The 16,717-nt window shown below is 70.7% G+C and carries 17 protein-coding genes and 1 tRNA gene; 3 read left to right on the top strand and 15 right to left on the bottom strand.

Translation table 11 applies throughout. The annotated features are described in order from the left end of the window. Positions 1-327: 327 nt before the first annotated feature. Both ACGF2V_RS00545 and ACGF2V_RS00540 read right to left on the bottom strand, forming a co-directional pair. Positions 328-2,883 carry a DHA2 family efflux MFS transporter permease subunit gene (locus tag ACGF2V_RS00545; protein WP_362705803.1) on the bottom strand — a complete coding sequence of 852 codons (2,556 nt, stop codon included), beginning with the start codon at positions 2,881-2,883 and terminating at the stop codon, positions 328-330. Between the two features lie 24 nt (positions 2,884-2,907). After that, positions 2,908-3,429 carry a MarR family transcriptional regulator gene (locus ACGF2V_RS00540; protein WP_362619802.1) on the bottom strand — a complete coding sequence of 174 codons (522 nt, stop codon included), beginning with the start codon at positions 3,427-3,429 and terminating at the stop codon, positions 2,908-2,910. A 553-nt stretch (positions 3,430-3,982) separates the two neighbouring features. Here ACGF2V_RS00540 and ACGF2V_RS00535 point away from each other — a divergent pair. Beyond that, positions 3,983-4,189 carry a hypothetical protein gene (locus ACGF2V_RS00535; RefSeq protein WP_362619804.1) on the top strand — a complete coding sequence of 69 codons (207 nt, stop codon included), beginning with the start codon at positions 3,983-3,985 and terminating at the stop codon, positions 4,187-4,189. Positions 4,190-4,401: 212 nt separating this feature from the next. Here the strand turns inward: ACGF2V_RS00535 and ACGF2V_RS00530 are convergent, their stop codons facing one another. The 9 genes from ACGF2V_RS00530 to ACGF2V_RS00490 form a co-directional block, all read right to left on the bottom strand. Beyond that, entirely contained in the window at positions 4,402-4,701 is a 300-nt protein-coding gene (locus ACGF2V_RS00530; RefSeq protein WP_362619805.1) for a hypothetical protein, read from the bottom strand. A gap of 637 nt (positions 4,702-5,338) precedes the next feature. Further along, the gene (locus ACGF2V_RS00525) at positions 5,339-6,217 is read right to left on the bottom strand and encodes an RNA polymerase sigma factor SigF (protein WP_362619807.1); all 879 of its coding nucleotides are present in this window, start codon (positions 6,215-6,217) and stop codon (positions 5,339-5,341) included. 236 nt (positions 6,218-6,453) lie between these two features. Further along, entirely contained in the window at positions 6,454-7,485 is a 1,032-nt protein-coding gene (locus ACGF2V_RS00520; protein ID WP_392910223.1) for an RNA polymerase sigma factor SigF, read from the bottom strand. A 196-nt stretch (positions 7,486-7,681) separates the two neighbouring features. Next, a complete protein-coding gene (locus ACGF2V_RS00515; RefSeq protein ID WP_362705808.1) occupies positions 7,682-7,975 on the bottom strand; it encodes a Dabb family protein in 294 nt (97 codons plus the stop codon). Between the two features lie 10 nt (positions 7,976-7,985). After that, positions 7,986-8,150, bottom strand: coding sequence for a hypothetical protein (locus tag ACGF2V_RS00510; RefSeq protein WP_362619811.1), 165 nt, complete (start codon positions 8,148-8,150; stop codon positions 7,986-7,988). A gap of 482 nt (positions 8,151-8,632) precedes the next feature. Beyond that, positions 8,633-8,717 (bottom strand) — tRNA-Ser (locus ACGF2V_RS00505). A gap of 45 nt (positions 8,718-8,762) precedes the next feature. Then, positions 8,763-9,191 carry a tRNA adenosine(34) deaminase TadA gene (gene tadA / locus ACGF2V_RS00500; RefSeq protein ID WP_362619936.1) on the bottom strand — a complete coding sequence of 143 codons (429 nt, stop codon included), beginning with the start codon at positions 9,189-9,191 and terminating at the stop codon, positions 8,763-8,765. A 102-nt stretch (positions 9,192-9,293) separates the two neighbouring features. Next, positions 9,294-9,854 (bottom strand): hypothetical protein, encoded by a 561-nt coding sequence (locus ACGF2V_RS00495; RefSeq protein WP_362619937.1) that lies wholly within the window; start codon positions 9,852-9,854, stop codon positions 9,294-9,296. Between the two features lie 188 nt (positions 9,855-10,042). Then, complete coding sequence (locus ACGF2V_RS00490; RefSeq protein ID WP_362705897.1) at positions 10,043-10,294, bottom strand: hypothetical protein; 252 nt, start codon at positions 10,292-10,294, stop codon at positions 10,043-10,045. Between the two features lie 404 nt (positions 10,295-10,698). Between ACGF2V_RS00490 and upp the strand changes: the two genes are divergently transcribed. Further along, positions 10,699-11,334 carry a uracil phosphoribosyltransferase gene (gene upp / locus ACGF2V_RS00485; RefSeq protein WP_362619813.1) on the top strand — a complete coding sequence of 212 codons (636 nt, stop codon included), beginning with the start codon at positions 10,699-10,701 and terminating at the stop codon, positions 11,332-11,334. Between the two features lie 248 nt (positions 11,335-11,582). On the opposite strand, the gene ACGF2V_RS00480 is transcribed toward upp, so the two are convergent. The 3 genes from ACGF2V_RS00480 to ACGF2V_RS00470 form a co-directional block, all read right to left on the bottom strand. Further along, positions 11,583-12,173 carry a LytR C-terminal domain-containing protein gene (locus ACGF2V_RS00480; RefSeq protein ID WP_362705900.1) on the bottom strand — a complete coding sequence of 197 codons (591 nt, stop codon included), beginning with the start codon at positions 12,171-12,173 and terminating at the stop codon, positions 11,583-11,585. Between the two features lie 352 nt (positions 12,174-12,525). Next, entirely contained in the window at positions 12,526-12,822 is a 297-nt protein-coding gene (locus ACGF2V_RS00475) for a type II toxin-antitoxin system VapB family antitoxin (protein WP_072488263.1), read from the bottom strand. Positions 12,823-13,328: 506 nt separating this feature from the next. Continuing rightward, positions 13,329-13,967 (bottom strand): HhH-GPD-type base excision DNA repair protein, encoded by a 639-nt coding sequence (locus ACGF2V_RS00470; protein ID WP_389046798.1) that lies wholly within the window; start codon positions 13,965-13,967, stop codon positions 13,329-13,331. A 250-nt stretch (positions 13,968-14,217) separates the two neighbouring features. Between ACGF2V_RS00470 and ACGF2V_RS00465 the strand changes: the two genes are divergently transcribed. After that, entirely contained in the window at positions 14,218-15,168 is a 951-nt protein-coding gene (locus ACGF2V_RS00465) for a DUF4157 domain-containing protein (protein WP_362705810.1), read from the top strand. Positions 15,169-15,342: 174 nt separating this feature from the next. Here ACGF2V_RS00465 and ACGF2V_RS00460 read toward each other — a convergent pair whose 3' ends face one another. After that, complete coding sequence (locus ACGF2V_RS00460) at positions 15,343-16,698, bottom strand: hypothetical protein (protein WP_362705812.1); 1,356 nt, start codon at positions 16,696-16,698, stop codon at positions 15,343-15,345. Between the last annotated feature and the right edge of the window lie 19 nt (positions 16,699-16,717).

The raw sequence follows: 16,717 nt of genomic DNA, 5'->3' as shown, positions 1-16,717 counted from the left end.
GACTCGGACTCACCGAATCGGACCCTGTGACCCGGCCCCGGCGACCCCGACCCAGCGACTCGGACCTGGCGAGTGACTCGGACTCGGTGAGCCGGTGACTCGGTGAGCCGGTGACTCAGTGAACCAGTGACTCAATGAGTCGGTGACTCAATGAGTCGGGCCCCGGGGCGGGACCGGCCGGCCGTCCCCTGCCTGCCGTCCCCGCCACCGGGGCCCATTTCCACCGGCCGGTACAGCGTCTCCGCTCGGGACGCCGACCCGCCAGGGGTCTGCGGTGAGAGATCCGGCGGCAGGTCCCGCGCTGTCGCGGGCCGCCGCCGGGCCTCCTCACTCGCCGTGGTGGGCGAGTTCGACGTCGTGGCCGTCGACGCCGGGACCCGTCACGGTCAGCGCGCCGGCCACCGGCGGGTAGCCGGTCGCGACGACCGTGTACTCGCCCGCGTCCAGGTCGGTGAAGGCGTACACCCCGTCCTCCCCGGTCGTCGACGTGGCGACCACGTTGCCCGCCGCGTCGACCAGGGTGACCCGGGCGTCGGCCAGCGGACGCCGGGCGGAACCGGCCCGTACGACACCGCGCACCAGGGCGCCGGACTGCAGCGCAGCCTCGATCCGGGTGACGCCCTGGCCACCGATCTCCACCGGCAGGGCCAGCGGACGGAACCCGGCGGCGTTCACCGCGACGGTCACCGGACCGGGGACCAGCTCGCCGAAGGCGAACTCGCCGGTCCCCCCGGAGCTGCCGGTCGCCAGCACGTCGCCGCGCACATCGGTGACGACGACCACGGCGCCCTCGACCGGCGCCGCGGTCCCGGCGGCCCGGACGGTTCCGGTGAGGCCGCTCGTGCCGGAGAGCAGGATGTCGTACGACAGCGGCTCGTCACCGACGACCACGGTCGACGCCTGCGGGTGGAAGCCGTCGGCGGACGCGATCAGCACGTAGCTGCCGGTGCCCGGCGCGTCCAGCGCGTAGCTGCCGTCGGCCTGGGCCGCGGCGCGCCCCAGTTGGCGGCCGACGAGCGAGATCAGCGTGACGGCGGCCCGGGCGACGGGCGCACCTTCCGCACCACGCACCACGCCGTGCACGACCGTGCCCTGAACGGAGGCGACCGGAGTCGCCAGGGTGGCGTCCGTGGCTGCGGTCGGGTCGGGAGCGGCCTGGGCCGCGTTCGTGGGCGTGGTCGCGACAGCGACGCCCGTGGCAGGGACCGGAACCGGGGCGTCGGTGCGCTCGGCGGCACCGGGGTGCTCGGCGCCACCGGCCTGTTCGACGGCAGGGTTCCCGTCCGTGACCGGTGCGGCCTTGGCGGCGTTCGTCTTCAGCGTGACCTCCTTGATGAAGATCGTGATCAGGAAGGCGGCCAGCGCGGCCGGCGCGGCGTACAGGAAGACATCGGCGACACCGTGCCCGTAGGCGCTCTCCATGACCTCGCGGAACGGCGCGGGCAGCTTGTCCAGGTCGGGGATTCCCCCGCCCGTACCGCCGTGGCCCAGAGCGGCACCCTCGGGGCCGAGCGCCTTGAGGCCGTCATTGACGTAGTGGGTGACACGGGTGCCCAGCACGGCGCCCAGCGCCGAGACACCGACCGCACCGCCGAGGGACCGGAAGAAGGTGACGACGGAACTGGCCGAACCGAGGTCGGACGGGGCGACCTGGTTCTGCGTGGCGAGCACCAGGTTCTGCATCATCATGCCGATGCCGAGGCCCATCACCGCCATGTAGAGCGCGATGTGCCAGTACGCCGTGTCGTAGCGGATGGTGCCCAGCAGCCCGAGGCCCGCGGTGACCAGGGCGCCACCGCTGACCAGCCATGCTTTCCAGCGGCCGGTCCTGGTGATGACCTGGCCGGAGACCGTCGAGGAGATGAACAGGCCGGCGATCATCGGGATCGTCATGAGACCGGACATCGTCGGCGACTTGCCGCGCGCCAGCTGGAAGTACTGGCTGAAGAACACGGTGCCCGCGAACATCGCGATACCGACGAACAGCGAGGCCAGCGAGGCCAGCGTGATGGTGCGGTTACGGAAGAGGCGCAGCGGGATGATCGGCTCGGCGGCCCGGGTCTCGACGACGACGAAGATCACGGCGAGCGCGAGGGAACCGAGGACCATCACGGCGGTCTGCCAGGAGAGCCAGTCGTACTTGTCGCCCGCGAAGGTCACCCAGAGCAGCAGCAGTGACACGGCGGCGCTGATGAGGAACGCGCCCGCCCAGTCCACCTTGACCTCACGCTTCACGACCGGGAGCTTCAGCGTCTTCTGGAGCACGATCAGCGCGATGACGGCGAACGGCACACCGACGTAGAAGCACCAGCGCCAGCCCATCCAGCTGGTGTCGGTGATGACACCGCCGAGCAGCGGACCACCGACGGTGGCGACGGCGAACACCGCACCGATGTATCCGCTGTAGCGACCGCGCTCACGGGGGGCGATCATCGTCGCCATCACGATCTGCACGAGGGCGGAGAGACCGCCGGCGCCTATGCCCTGGACGACGCGGCAGGCGATCAGCATGCCGCTGCTGGTCGAGAGACCGGCGACGACCGAGCCCGCGACGTAGATGATGAGGGACGCCTGGACCAGCAGCTTCTTGCTGAAGAGGTCCGCGAGCTTGCCCCACAGGGGGGTGGTGGCGGTCGTCGCCAGCAGCGAGGCCGTGACGACCCAGGTGTAGGCGCTCTGGCCGCCGCCGAGGTCGGAGATGATCTGCGGCAGGGCGTTGGAGACGACCGTCGACGACAGGATCGCGACAAACATGCCGAGCATCAGCCCGGCCAGTGCCTCCATGATCTGCCGGTGAGTCATCGGCGCGCCGGACGAGGGATCGGGGGACCCCCCGTGCTTGGCGTGGCCGCCCCGCACACCGGTCGGTGTGGTCGTAGCCATAGAGTTCCTTTGTCTTTGCTTCTGTTACACGGGTGTACGGGTGTGCGCGGCGGTGTCGTCGTCGGAAGGCCGCGAACGGCACTCGCCGCTGTGCGTTCCGGGGACGCATTCACCGAAACCGCGGCAGGCGAAGCTGTCGCGCAGCCGGGCCAGGAGCCGGTTGAGCTGGCCGACCTCCTCGGCCGACCAGTCGGAGAGGTTGTGGGCGAACATCTCGGTGACACGGCGGTTCATGTCACCGAGCAGGTCGCGTCCGGCCGGGGTCAGCCGCAGGATGCGGGACCGCTTGTCCGTCGGGTCCGAGGACCGTTCGATCCAGCCGTGCTCCGCTACATGGGCGACATGCCTGCTCGTCACAGACATGTCGACGTCCAGTAGCTCGGCCAGTCTGCTGATCCGCATCTCGCCGTGCTGCCTGAGCAGTGCGAGTACGGCGGCGGAACCGGACGGGCATTCGGCGGGGAGGACGCGTGCGACACCTCGTCTGACGGCCCCGACCGCGCTCAGATGCCGGGCCAGTTCTTCGTACTGACTCCGTGCGGCCATGGGACCCCCAGGCGATTCCACCGGTGCATCTTGTTGCTTAGGGCAACCATCACCATAGAAGCCGTTGGTTGCTGCAGGCAAATGAAAGGGGGCTTGCAGAAGTAAAGGAACGCAAAAGGCTGCGTAGAGCAGCGGTCAAGGCCCCGGCGTGCGGAGTGCCGCTCGGAACGGGTGTGGCTCCTCGGAACGGGTGTGGCTCCTCGGAACGGGTGTGTCTCCTGCCGCGGTCGGGTGTCACGGTCAGGACGGGGACCCACCGGGGTCGCGACCGATTTCCACCGGGGCCGCGACCGTTCTCCGTCGAAGGCGCGAGCGTTCTCCGTCGGAGCCGTGAACGTGTCCACCCGGTATCGCGACCGTTTCGCGCCGGGGGTCGTGACCGCCTTCCGTCTGCTGTGGCGGACTGGGGGCGGACGGTGTCCGTTCCGGGGTGGGTTGTGCCGTGTGTTCCGGGGGCCGCCGCGGGGCACCTCGCGCCACACCGTCCGCCGTCAGCTCGCTGCGGTGCCCCGGGGGTTGGGCCGTAACGGCGAGTTCGCTAGGGTCCTGCCCCATGGCACACAACCCCCAGGGCCCCGAGGGCAACGGCAACCACGACCCGGCCGGCAGCACCCAGATGTTCCGCGCCTTCGTCGACGAGGGCGAGCCGCAGCGCCGACAGCCGGCCGCCGCCCCGTCCGGACCGAAGACCGGGGTGATCGTCACCGTCGTCGCGGTGCTCGTCGTCCTCGCGGCGGTCGCCTGGCTCGCGCTCGGCTGACCGGCTCGACGGTTCCCCCGTCCCTCGCGTCTCGTACCTCGTAACCTCCGGCTTCCACCTTTCACCCGTCACGGCTTCGGTCTTCACCCGTTACGGCTTCGGTAGGCGGTGGCGTCACTTCAGGCGGTGGCGCCACTGCGGGCCGTGGTGTCGTTCCGGTCCATGGCGTCGCTTCAGTACGGCCACGGCGTCGCTTGAGTACGGCCGTGGCGTCACTTCAGTACGGCGGTGACGCCGCGGGTCTCCACGTGCATTCCCAGGGGCACCCGCCAGGCGTCCACGCAGACGGTGTACGTCCTCGTCCGCGCCGCTCCCGCGTCGATCGGCGTCGGTAGCGGCGCGGACGACTCGACCGTCGCCCAGTCGACCCCCAGCCCGCCGATGATGTGGGTGGCGAAGGTGACGGTACCCGCGCGGGCCGGCGATCCCCCGGTGTTCCGGAACTCCACGGTCACCTTCTCGCACCAGCGCTCCTCGGCGGCCGCCCGCTCGGGAGCACCGACCACCAGCACGGCCGGGCCGCCCGGTGTGGACGGGCCGGGGGTCGGCGGCGCCGAAGGGTCCGTGGACCCACCGCCCGTACCGCCGCCGGGGTCATCCGGACCGTTCGAGCCACCAGGGCCAGGACCGCCCGTGCCGTCCGAACCACCCGAACCATCCGAACCACCCGAACCATCCGAACCGTCCGGACGGGAGGCGCCGCCCGTCGTCCCACCGCCTCCGCCGCTCGTGCCCCCAGCGCTTCCGGGGCCTACGACTTCTTCGCCGCCCCCAGACCCCCGGGCGTCGCCTCCGTCCCCTCTCGAACCCTCGTTCCCGGAACCGCGCCCACTGGCTGAGGCGCCCGGCGAGGCCCCGCTGCCGCTCCTGTCCAGCGGTATCAGCGTCACCTTCCCCGACGGCGCAACCGCCCCGGACGGTGTGCGTCCGGCCTCCGGCCCAGCCGCACCCACCGCCACATAGCCGTCGCCCGCCGCTCCGCCACCGCAGGCGGCCAGCGCACCGCCCAGACACAGCACGGCCGCCGAGGCGGCGATCACGGTGCCCCGGCGGCCGGTCGAGTGGAGTATCCGACGTCGCATCGCGCCAGTGTGACTGACGGGTTGTCAAATGGAAACCCTTGTGCCGCGGTGCGGCGGGCCATGGCGGTCAGTCGGCGATGAGCCCTTCCCTGAGCTGGGCGAGCGTACGGGTCAGCAGGCGCGAGACGTGCATCTGTGAGATGCCGACCTCCTCGCCGATCTGTGACTGGGTCATGTTGGCGAAGAACCGCAGCATGATGATCTGCCGTTCGCGCGGCGGTAGTTTGGCCAGCAGCGGCTTGAGCGACTCGCGGTACTCGACGCCCTCCAGCGCCGAGTCCTCGTACCCCAGCCGGTCGGCGAGCGAGCCCTCGCCGCCGTCGTCCTCGGGCGAGGGCGAGTCCAGCGAGGACGCGGTGTACGCGTTGCCGACGGCCAGACCGTCGACCACGTCCTCCTCCGAGACGCCGAGCGCCTTGGCCAGCTCCGGCACGGTCGGCGAACGGTCCAGCTTCTGGGCGAGTTCGTCGCTGGCCTTGGTCAGCGCGAGCCGCAGTTCCTGGAGGCGGCGCGGAACGCGCACCGACCACGAGGTGTCACGGAAGAACCGCTTGATCTCGCCGACGACGGTCGGCATCGCGAAGGTCGGGAACTCCACGCCCCGTTCGCAGTCGAACCGGTCGATTGCCTTGATCAGCCCGATCGTGCCGACCTGGACGATGTCCTCCATCGGCTCGTTGCGACTGCGGAACCGCGCGGCGGCGTACCGCACCAGCGGGAGGTTGAGCTCGATCAGCGTGTCCCGCACGTAGGCGCGCTCCGGACCGTCCGTTCCGTCGGGACCGGGCGCCAGCGCGGACAGCCGCAGGAACAGGGAGCGGGACAGCGTACGGGTGTCGATGGCTTCCGGCGAGCTGACGGGCGCAACGGGTGCAGCGGGCGCAACAGGTGCGGGTGCGCCCTTCGTGAGCGTGAGCACCTTCGAGCTGCCCTGTTCTTCGGACATGCCACCCCCTTGAGGTCGCGGACGGTCGCGTCGAGCCGCGACCATCGGAGGAACGCAGCCCCCACCTGAATACCGGAGGCGAGGCCACGGCAAACTCGGTTTCCGCAGAATGTCACATGTCGGCAACACGCTGTAGTGACATATCGACAAGTCTTTGTGACGTCTGACCAGTTGGCGAGCGTTCGTCGGCGGGGTGGGCCGCCCGAACCGGACTTCGAGTGTTCTACCCGTTCTGGTTAGGCATCGATCCTGTTTGCGGATCGGAGACGGGCGAAGCTACGGGCCAGAAGCCTTGACACGTGCATCTGTGAGACGCCCAGCTCGGCGCTGATCTGTGACTGCGTGAGGTTGTTGTAGTAGCGCAGCAGCAGGATGCGCTGCTCGCGCTCGGGCAGCTGTACGAGCAGATGCCGGACCAGGTCGCGGTGCTCGACCCCCGCGAGGGCCGGGTCCTCGTATCCGAGCCGGTCCAGCAGACCGGGCAGCCCGTCACCCTCCTGAGCGGCTTCCAGCGACGTCGCGTGGTAGGAGCGGCCCGCTTCGATGCAGGCCAGTACCTCGTCCTCGGAGATCCTCAGCCGTTCGGCGATCTCCGCGGTGGTCGGCGACCTGCCGTGGGCCGTCGTCAGGTCCTCGGTGGCGCCGGTGACCTGTACCCACAGTTCGTGCAGCCGACGGGGGACGTGGACGGTGCGCACGTTGTCGCGGAAGTATCGTTTGATCTCGCCGACGACGGTCGGCATCGCGAAGGTCGGGAACTGCACTCCGCGCCCGGGGTCGAACCGGTCGATGGCGTTGATCAGCCCGATCGTGCCGACCTGGACCACGTCCTCCATCGGCTCGTTCCGGCTGCGGAAGCGCGCTGCGGCGTACCGGACCAGGGGAAGGTTCGCCTCGATCAGTGCCGCCCGCACCCGGCTGTGCTCCGGCGTGCCCGGTTCCAGCGCCGTGAGTTGCCCGAAAAGCACCTGGGTGAGAGCCCTGGTGTCCGCGCCCCTGCTCCTGGCGGGCGCCGCCGCCGTATCGTCGGATTGCCCGGACCGTCTGGCCCCGACGGCCGCCTGCGCCGCCTGTACGGCCTGCGCGGCTTGGCTGTGGGGAGCGCTCGGTGTGCTCGGTGTGCTGGGGGTGTCCGGTGTGCTGCGGGCGTTCGGGGTGGTCCCGGTGGAGTGGGTGGACGCGGCGGCCTGGGCGGCCCGTCCGGTCTGGATGGTCTGGACGGTCTGGACGGTCTGGGGAGGCACTTGAGGCGCTGTACTGGCCGGCACGGTGGGGCCACCCCTTTGCGGTCAACTGTGGGCAACTCATCCTTCAAAAGCGGTCATAGCATCACAAGACATGCCCACTGTGTGCAAGCACCGTATAACGTCGTGTTGGGTTCAATCTGGTTTAAACACCGGAAAGGCCCCTCGCCGCAGTGGCGAGGGGCCCGGGGGACCGTATGGATCAGGCGGAACGGATGGATCAGAACGGGTAGTCGGCGATCACCCACGTGGCGAACTCCCGCCACTGACCGGCGGCGGCCTGATGGGCCGGATGCTCGACGTAGCGCTTCAGCGCGGCCTCGTCGGCGACGGCGGAGTTGATGGCGAAGTCGTACGCGATCGGCCGGTCGGTGATGTTCCAGGCGCACTCCCAGAACTCCAGCTCCGGAACCTGTCCCCCCAGGTCCTGGAATGCCTTGGCCCCGGCGACGACCCGTGGGTCGTCCCGCTCGACGCCGTCGTTCAGCTTGAACAGGACCAGATGGCGGATCATGGGGGTACTCCTACTTCACGAGCTCGGACATGAAGTCGCCGACGCCCTGTGCGGCACTCGACACGCCCTCGAACCCTATCTGCACGAGGTCCGCCGCCCGGGCCGGGGACGTGATGATCGTGTACAGCACGAAGACGACTATCGCGTAGAGAGCTATCTTCTTCGCTTGCCCCATCAGCCCCCGCCTCCCCTTCGGTCCCCTGTGCAGTCGGGCGATTGTATCCGCACGAATGGTCGTATCCGTCTGGATCTCTGACGTGCCCCACACGGCCTTCAAGGACCAAGGACCCGCCGATGGAGGCCCTTCGGCGGCCCACGGAACCGCTTCCGCGACGCAGGATGGGTGCTGTGGCCCCACGGGAGCAGTCAGGAACCCGAGGGGCGAGGAACAGGCCCTCCACTGTGAGGTCCGCCGCGCGCTTCCCCCAGACCGCGCGCGGACCCGAGCGGCCGTTCTCACCGGGGGAAGCGGCTTGTCCCCCCGATGCCGCTTCCCCCGACCTGTTTCTTCCCTCGCGCGGTGTGTGCGTTGCGGGGCCTTGTGCGTGCCGCGCGCATGCGCGGGCCATGGCGGAGGGCTCCGTGGTGAGGTGGCGGAAGCCGGGGCAGGAACGCGATGAAGGGCGGACCCGTTCGGGCCCGCCCTTCAATCATCTGCGGTAGCGGAGGGATTTGAACCCTCGGTGAGTTTCCCCACACTCGCTTTCGAGGCGAGCTCCTTCGGCCGCTCGGACACGCTACCGAGAGAGAGCTTAGACCATGCCGGGCCGTGGAAAGAAATCGGTTCTCAGGGGGTGCGGAAGAAGGCCGTCAGCCGCTCCGCGCACTCTGGCTCCAGGACGCCCTGGATGACTTCCGGGCGGTGGTTGAGGCGGCGGTCGCGGACGACGTCCCAGAGGGAGCCGGCGGCGCCCGCCTTCTCGTCGCGAGCCCCGTAGACCACCCGCTCCACACGGGACTGCACCAGTGCGCCCGCGCACATCGTGCACGGCTCCAGGGTGACCACCAGGGTGCAGCCGTTCAGGCGCCATTCGCCGAGCGCGGTGGCCGCACGGCGGAGGGCGAGGATCTCGGCGTGGGCGGTCGGGTCGCCCGTCGCCTCACGTTCGTTGTGGCCGACGGCCAGCAGCGCGCCGTCGGGGCCGAGGACGACGGCGCCGACCGGCACGTCGCCGGCCGCCGCCGCCAACTCGGCCTCGGCCAGGGCGCGGCGCATGTGCGCCCGCCATGGGTCTCGTACGGGATCGTGCGGCTCTTCCGCCGGGTGGTGCGGTTCCGGCGGGCCCTGCGGGCGGGGTGGTTCGGTCACCCGCGGACCCTAGCGGACGGTCTCCAGGACCTCGGCCGCGCCCAGCGCGTCCGCGATCTCGCCCAGCGCGTCCGTGCGGAGCATCAGCAGTTCGGCCTCGGGGAGACCGAGGTCGGCCAGGATGGTGGTGTCCCCGAGCGGCCCCGCCGGTACGGCGTCGGCGTCGAGTACGTCGTCATCGTTGTTGTCGTCGTGGTCGTTGTCGGGGGTGGTGTCCGGTTCGCCGTCCTCCGTACCGTCGAGGCCGACGAGTTCTTCGAGGGCGGCAATGGTGTCGTCGGCCCCGGGTTCGCGGCCGAGCAGTTCGTCGGTGAGCAGGATCTCCCCGTACGAGGACCGGGCGGCGGCGGTGGCGTCCGAGACGAAGATACGGGGGTCGTCCTCACCGTCCACCCGGACGACGCCGAACCAGGCGTCCTCCTGCTCGATGAAGACGAGCACCGTGTCCTCGTCCGTCGATGCCTCACGGGCCAGATCCGTCAGGTCGGACAGGGTCTCCACATCGTCGAGTTCCGTATCGCTCGCTTCCCACCCGTCTTCGGTGCGCGCGAGCAGTGCGGCGAAGTACACCGTGACTCTCCCACTGGTCATAGGGGTGTCGGTCCGGCGGGAGGGCAGTCGGTGGCCCGGCTGTCCTGCGTCCCGCCCATCGGAATCGTGGCAGAAACAAGTGCTTCGCGAGAGGAGGTTCGGCCGTTGCGTCGGCCATCAGTTCTCCTGGACGGGGCCACCAGGGGGACGCGGGACCGCCGTACGACCTACCAGCGGAAGGTGCGCATCCTCATGGCCTGGCGCATTCGGGCGGCCCGGGCCCGGCGGGGCTGGACCCGGTCGCGGAGCGCCTTGGCCTCATGGAGCTCACGCAGGAACTGGGCGCGGCGCCTGCGACGCGCGGCCTCGGCCTCCTCGGAATCCGGGGAGGCCAGGGAAGCCGGGGAGGTTGCGGGGGTCCGGGGGGCCGTGGGTTCTGCGGGGCCCGAGGCGGCCGTCGGTTGTTGCGTAGAGCCTATGGGTTCTATGGGTTCCGCTGGGTTTACGGGGCCCTCTGCGCCCTCTGCGCTTGCTGGGGCCACGGGGCCTGCTGGGGGCATGGGGTCCTGACGGGCTCGTGTCCGGCGTGGTTCTTGTGCCCTCTGTGATTCCTGCGACGCCTGCGGCTTCTGCGATCCCTGTGGCTTCTGCGGCTCTTGCGTGGACCTCGTGTTCCGGCGAGGAGGTGCGCCCGGCGCCTTCGGCACGTTCGGCGTGCGCTGTGTGTCCGGGCGGCCCGGATTCGGCTGGTCGCGCTTGCGCTGTTCCGCGTCCGGCATCGGCTCATCACCCCAAGGCTGGGTCCGTGTGCACCCCACCTTCCCTCCGAACGTGTGGTTGATGCCAGCGCAGGCGTGCTGCGGGCCCGGTTACTGTTGAACCCATGCGGATCCACGTCGTCGACCATCCACTGGTCGCGCACAAGCTCACCACCCTGCGCGACAAGCGCACCGACTCCCCGACCTTCCGGCGGCTCGCCGACGAGCTGGTCACCCTGCTCGCCTACGAGGCCACCCGGGACGTGCGCACGGAGCAGGTCGGCATCGAGACCCCGGTCACACCGACGACCGGCGTGAAGCTGTCGCACCCGCGGCCGCTGGTCGTGCCGATCCTGCGGGCCGGCCTCGGCATGCTCGACGGCATGGTGCGCCTGCTGCCGACCGCCGAGGTGGGCTTCCTGGGCATGATCCGCAACGAGGAGACGCTCCTGGCGTCCACGTACGCGACACGCATGCCGGAGGACCTCTCGGGCCGCCAGGTGTACGTGCTGGACCCGATGCTGGCGACGGGCGGCACGCTCGTCGCGGCCATCAAGGAGCTGATCAATCGCGGGGCGGACGACGTCACCGCGGTCGTGCTGCTCGCGGCGCCCGAAGGCGTCGAGGTGATGGAGCGCGAGTTGGCCGGTACGCCGGTGACGGTCGTCACGGCCTCGGTCGACGAGCGGCTCAACGAGAGCGGCTACATCGTCCCGGGCCTCGGCGACGCGGGCGACCGGATGTATGGATCGGCCGACTGACCAGGGCCTTTCCTCGCACTGCCGTCGTCCGGTCGGAGGCCGGGCGCGGTAGGCGCGGCAGGTGCCCGGGTGCGGCAGACGTCAGGTCGACGGCGGGGCCCAGGACCTGAGTGACCGTCCTGACCGGATTCCGGTTCGGTTGCGGTTCGTGAGGCTCGGTCCCGCTCCTGGCTCCCGGCTTTCGGTTCCCGGAGCGGGCCGAGGGGCGGGGAATGCCGGGTGTGGGCGGCCGGGCGGCCCGACCGCCGTCAGCAGGAAGGCGCGGGGGACGGTTTTGTCAGGGCGGCGAGTGCCGCGGCGGCCGACCCGGGCGTGTTGAGCGCGGTGAACTTCGTACCGAGAATCAGATCGACGTCCGCGGTCTTGCGGGCGTCGGTCTTCGGAACGGCCCCGTTCAACTGGGTACCGAGCACCCGGAGCGGGCCGTTCGCGGCCGACGGGGCGCCCAGCAGCACTCCCGCCCCCGCGACCTTCTTGTCGTACTCCGGCGAGGCGTTCCCCACCTTGCCGATGGCGAACCCGCGTTTCTTCAGTTCGTCGGCCGCCTGCTTGGCGAGGCCGCTGCGCGGTGTCGCGTTGTAGACGTTGACCGTGATCTTCGCGGGCGGGGGCAGTGCCTTCGCGGGAGCGGACGGCGCGGCCGACGGGCAGTTCTTCTTGTGGTCGGCGGCTGCCTTCTCGGTGCCGCCCGTGAAGACGTCGATGAGCTGCATCGTGCCCCATCCGGCCAGCCCGAGGGCGACCACGGAGGCGGTGGCAGCGAGGATCAGTTTTCCGCGACGCCGGGAGCGGCGCATACGCGGGTACTTGTCGCCCGTGATGCGGTACTTTCCGCCCATGCCGGGGGGAGTGAGCATGCTCATGGGCGCAGCGTAGTGCGGCCCGATGGGGATGCCTACTAAATGATCAATGGATCGCATCCGTCCGTGTGCGAATGCACCCGAACGATCGCGGACACGCGTCCGAATGCAGCCGGAGGTTGTCGGCACACTCCCGGCCGTGGTCGGTACGCACCCGGAGGCCGACGGCGGGCCCGACGGGTCCGCGGCGCGATGCCACCACGATGCGTCGTCACTACGACGTGACGCCACGACGCCGTGGCGGACGCGGGGCCGTGGCGGACGAGCCCGCGAAGCCGGCGACGGTCGGGCCCGCGGGGCTTGCGACCGTGCGCGAGGGGTGTGCCTCGTCTCAGCCGAGTTCGAGCACCCGGGCGTGCAGCACCTGGCGCTGTTGCAGCGCGGCGCGGACGGCGCGGTGCAGTCCGTCCTCCAGATAGAGGTCGCCCTGCCACTTCACGACGTGCGCGAACAGGTCGCCGTAGAACGTCGAGTCCTCGGCGAGGAGGGTTTCGAGGTCCAGGTTGCCCTTGGTGGTCACCAGCTGATCGAGGCGGACCGGGCGCGGCGCGACGTCCGCCCACTGCCGGGTGCTTTCCCGGCCGTGGTCGGGATATGGCCGCCCATTTCCGATGCGCTTGAAGATCACACGGAAAGCCTACCGGGCAAGAGCCTCCGGGCGCAGCCACGGGGCCGGACTGCGATGCTTGCGAGAGCGTCACAAATGCGGGCATTACGGAATTGCGGCTGTGGTGAACGACAGCGACAGTACGGGCCGGGGCGCGGATTCGGGCGCCGGAGGCGATGGGGACGCGGGTGTCCGTTCGGCAACGGGTGGTGGAGCGGGCGCGGACTTGACGCCGGGGGACGACGGGACGCCAGAACTGGGCCGACGCGGGGCGAACAGGGTGCCGTGTCGGGCTAACAGGGTGGGGCGCGGGGTGAGCAGGGCGGTGTGCCGAGCGGACCGGGCGCGGTCGGGCGGGCAGGGGTCGGTGACGGCCGAACAGGGACGCCGTGTGGGCGAGCTGACGGGTGGACAGGGGGACCGGTCTGATGGAGACGGTGGGACCGGTCGGCGTCGCGGCCGCTGCTTCCCGGCCGCTTCCCGAGGGCCGCATTCCCGGCCGCTTCCTGTCGGCGGCTCCTCAAGTGCTACTTCTCGGCCGCGCGCTTCGCGGTCCTGGCAGCCTGTTTCGCCTGCTGCTTGAACGCCCTTACTTCGGCGAGGGATTCGGGGCCGGTGATGTCGGCGACCGACCGGTGCGAGCCCTCCTGGCCGTACGGTCGGGCCGCCTCCCGCCAGCCCGTCGGCCGGACCCCGAACCGCTTGCCCAGCAGAGCCAGGCAGATCTGGGCCTTCTGGGCGCCGAAACCCGGCAGCGCGTTCAGCCGTTTCAGCAGCTCGGCCCCGGTCGTGGCATCGCTCCACACCGCGCTCGCATCGCCGTCGTACTCGTCCACCAGGTACTGGCACAACTGTTGGACCCGCTTGGCCATGGAGCCCGGATAGCGGTGCAGGGCCGGCTTGGCGGTGAAGAGTTCGACGAACGCCTCCGGGGCGTACGCGGCGATCTCATGGGCGTCCAGATCGTCCCCGCCCATCCGCACGGCCAGGGTGTACGGACCGGTGAAGGCCCATTCCATCGGCACCTGCTGGTCCAGCAGCATGCCGACCAGGACCGCGAGCGGGCTGCGCGCGAGAAGACCGTCGGCCTCGGGGTCCTGGGCGATCCGCACCGTGACGGCCTTGTCGGCCCGGTCCTTCTTGCTCTCGGTCATGTCTCCGATCATCCCGACGATGGCCTGCCCCGGCCACTGCACCGCCCGTCGATGCGGCCGTTCGGCACGCTTCGCGTACCCCGGGCAGTCGGCCGGGGAGGTACGAGCGTCATGGCTGCCCGAAGGGGCAGCGTCGGGTGCCCTTCGTCGGCGGGTCCCGGTCTGGACGAGGCGGTGACACGTCGTGAAGGTGGAGAGGGTGGGGCCGGGCACGACGCGCCCGCGACCGGGTGCGGCGCGGCGGAGACGTGGCGCAGGGGAGATGACGATGCACGCACAGGAACAGGAATGGGACGGGGAGCGCGATCCCGAGCACGAAGGACACGCGCTCCGGCAGGACCACGACGAGGCGGCGTCCGTGTCGAGGACGCCCGAGGGGGCGGACACGGTCGACGCCTCGCGCGTCTTCCGCGCGGCGGCCACCGGACGGACCGACGTGGTCGGGGCCCATGGCATGGGCGTGCTCCAGCGAGCGGTCGGCAACGGCGCCGTGGGCTCGCTGCTTCAGCGTCAGGAACTCGATCGGCAGGAGCCTCGACGTCACCGACTCCAGCGGCAGGAGTCCGGGGGCGCGGAACTCCAGCGTCAGGAGGAGGAAGAACGTTCCCCCGTGCACGACGTGATCTCGTCCGGCGGGGGGCGGCCCCTGGACACCGATACCCGCACGGACATGGAACGGCGCATGGGCGCGGACTTCTCCGACGTACGCGTTCACACCGACTCCGCCGCGCACGAGTCGGCGAAGGGCGTGGGGGCCCACGCCTACACCGTCGGCAATGACGTGGTGTTCCAGCGCGACGCGTACGATCCGTCCTCGCCGCAGGGCCGGACCACGCTGGCCCATGAGCTCACCCATGTCATCCAGCAGCGCAACGGGCCGGTGGAGGGCACGGAGGCACCGGGAGGCATCCGGGTGAGCGATCCGTCCGACCGGTTCGAGCGGGAGGCCGTCGCGAATGCCGACAGGGTGCTGGCGGACCCCGGCCCGGAGTCGGCTCCGGAAACGGCCTCCGCGCCGCAAGCGGCTCCGGACACGGCTCCGGCACCGGTAGCGGCACCGTCGGCGGCCCCGCAACCCGCTGTGCAGCGGGCGGCGACGGAGGACGAGGACGAGGAACCCGCCGACGTGCAGGGCTCCTTCGTCCAGCGGGCGGAGGAAGGAAGCGAGAAGGAGAAGGAGAAGGAGGAGGACGAAGAGGCGCCGCCCGCCTGACCGGTGTCCAGGCTTCGTGGCCTGCGGCCGTCACCGCTGTTGCCGCCGCCAGTACTGCTCACGGTGCCGGCGCCGGCCCGGTACTTACGACTACCGGGGCCGGCGCCGCCGTTACAGCTAGCCGTGCCGTCGTCGCCGTTACAGCTCTTTGTGCCGGCGCCGGAGCTGGGGCCGTCAGTCCGCGGTGTCCGCGCGCATCGTGCCGCCGAGGAACAGCGATTCCGCACACCGCGAGGGCGGCGGCGCGTTCACCGGCTTTCCCACCTTCCGGCAGTCGACGGTCATGGTGACCTTGCCGCGCGCGGGCACCAGGATCGGCGTGACGAAGTGATAGTCGGAGTCGCGGAAGTTCTCCAGCGCGAGCCGGAGCACGGGGGTGTCCCGGCCGGATGAGACCACGAGCGTTCCCGCGTCGCCCTGGGGGTTCTGGACGACGATGTCCGTGAGCTGGAAGGTGCGCCCGGCAGGCACCCGGAGGGCCGTCGACGTGTTGGCGCCGCCACCCACCGAGTCCCTGACCTGCACTTGCGCACTGGTCGGGGCCGCGGCGCCCGCGCCGTCCGACGCACCCGCGGAAGCACCGTCGCCCGGCGAGGGGCTCGGCTTCGCCGCGCCGCTGCTCGCGCCGCTGCTCGCGCCTGCGGAGGAGCCGTCCGCGCCCGTTCCCGTTCCGGCCGAGGTGCCCTGGTCCGGGTCCTGGGTCCGGCTCTTGTCGGCCGCGACGGCGGACCGGACCGCCTCAGGCGTGATCGCCTCCCTGGCCGCCGACTTCACGGCGGGCCGCAGCAGTGCGTACCAGAGGCCGACCAGCGCGATCAGCAGTACGGCCGCGGTGATCAGCGCGCGTGGCAGCCAGCGCGGAAGAATCGGGTCCTGCTGGTACGCGCCGTCCAGGACCACGGGGGCGGCCGGCTCCTGCCCCTCCGCCACCTCCGGGGTGGCGACCACCTGGAAGGGATGCGTGATCGGCGTACCGCGCCACATGCGCTTCGCGGGCCGGACGCGTACCTTCCCGAACTCGGCCCGGCCGGGCTCGATGCGCAGGGTGTCCGACTCGAAGGAGACCCGGGCCCGCTCCGTCCCCGACCGCGTCTCCAGTCGTACCGTGGCCGGGGCGTTCCCCCGGTTGTCGACGGCGATCTGATGCCTGCCGCGCCATGCGCCGTTCGAACCGCGCGGCACCAGTTCGGCGGTCGTCTCGGTGAAGGGCAGTACGGTCACCCGACCCTCGGGCACCACCGTGGCGCCCTGCTCGCTGGTGGGCACCACCCGGATCCCGAAGGGCGTCTGGCCGGCGAGTACGGTGGAGTCCCGCGGCGGGCGGAGCACCAGCGAGACCGTTCGGGAGTCGCCCGGGTACAGGGACAGGGCCGCCGGCTCCACCGCTGACCAGGCGGCACACGCACCGATCACCTCGAAGCGGTATTCCTCGACCGTGCTGCCGGAGTTGAGGATCCGCAGAGGGACGGCCGTTTCCACGCCCGGTGCGGCAGTGACGGACGCATCGTCGAGGCTTGCCGTGAGACTCATAGGGCGAACGGTAGGAGCG

The sequence above is a fragment of the Streptomyces sp. NPDC047982 genome, from assembly GCF_043204165.1.
In the GTDB taxonomy this organism is placed as follows: Bacteria; Actinomycetota; Actinomycetes; order Streptomycetales; family Streptomycetaceae; genus Streptomyces.
The sequence above is the reverse complement of the archived record's forward strand: the minus strand, read 5'-3'. Positions and strand labels throughout refer to the sequence as shown.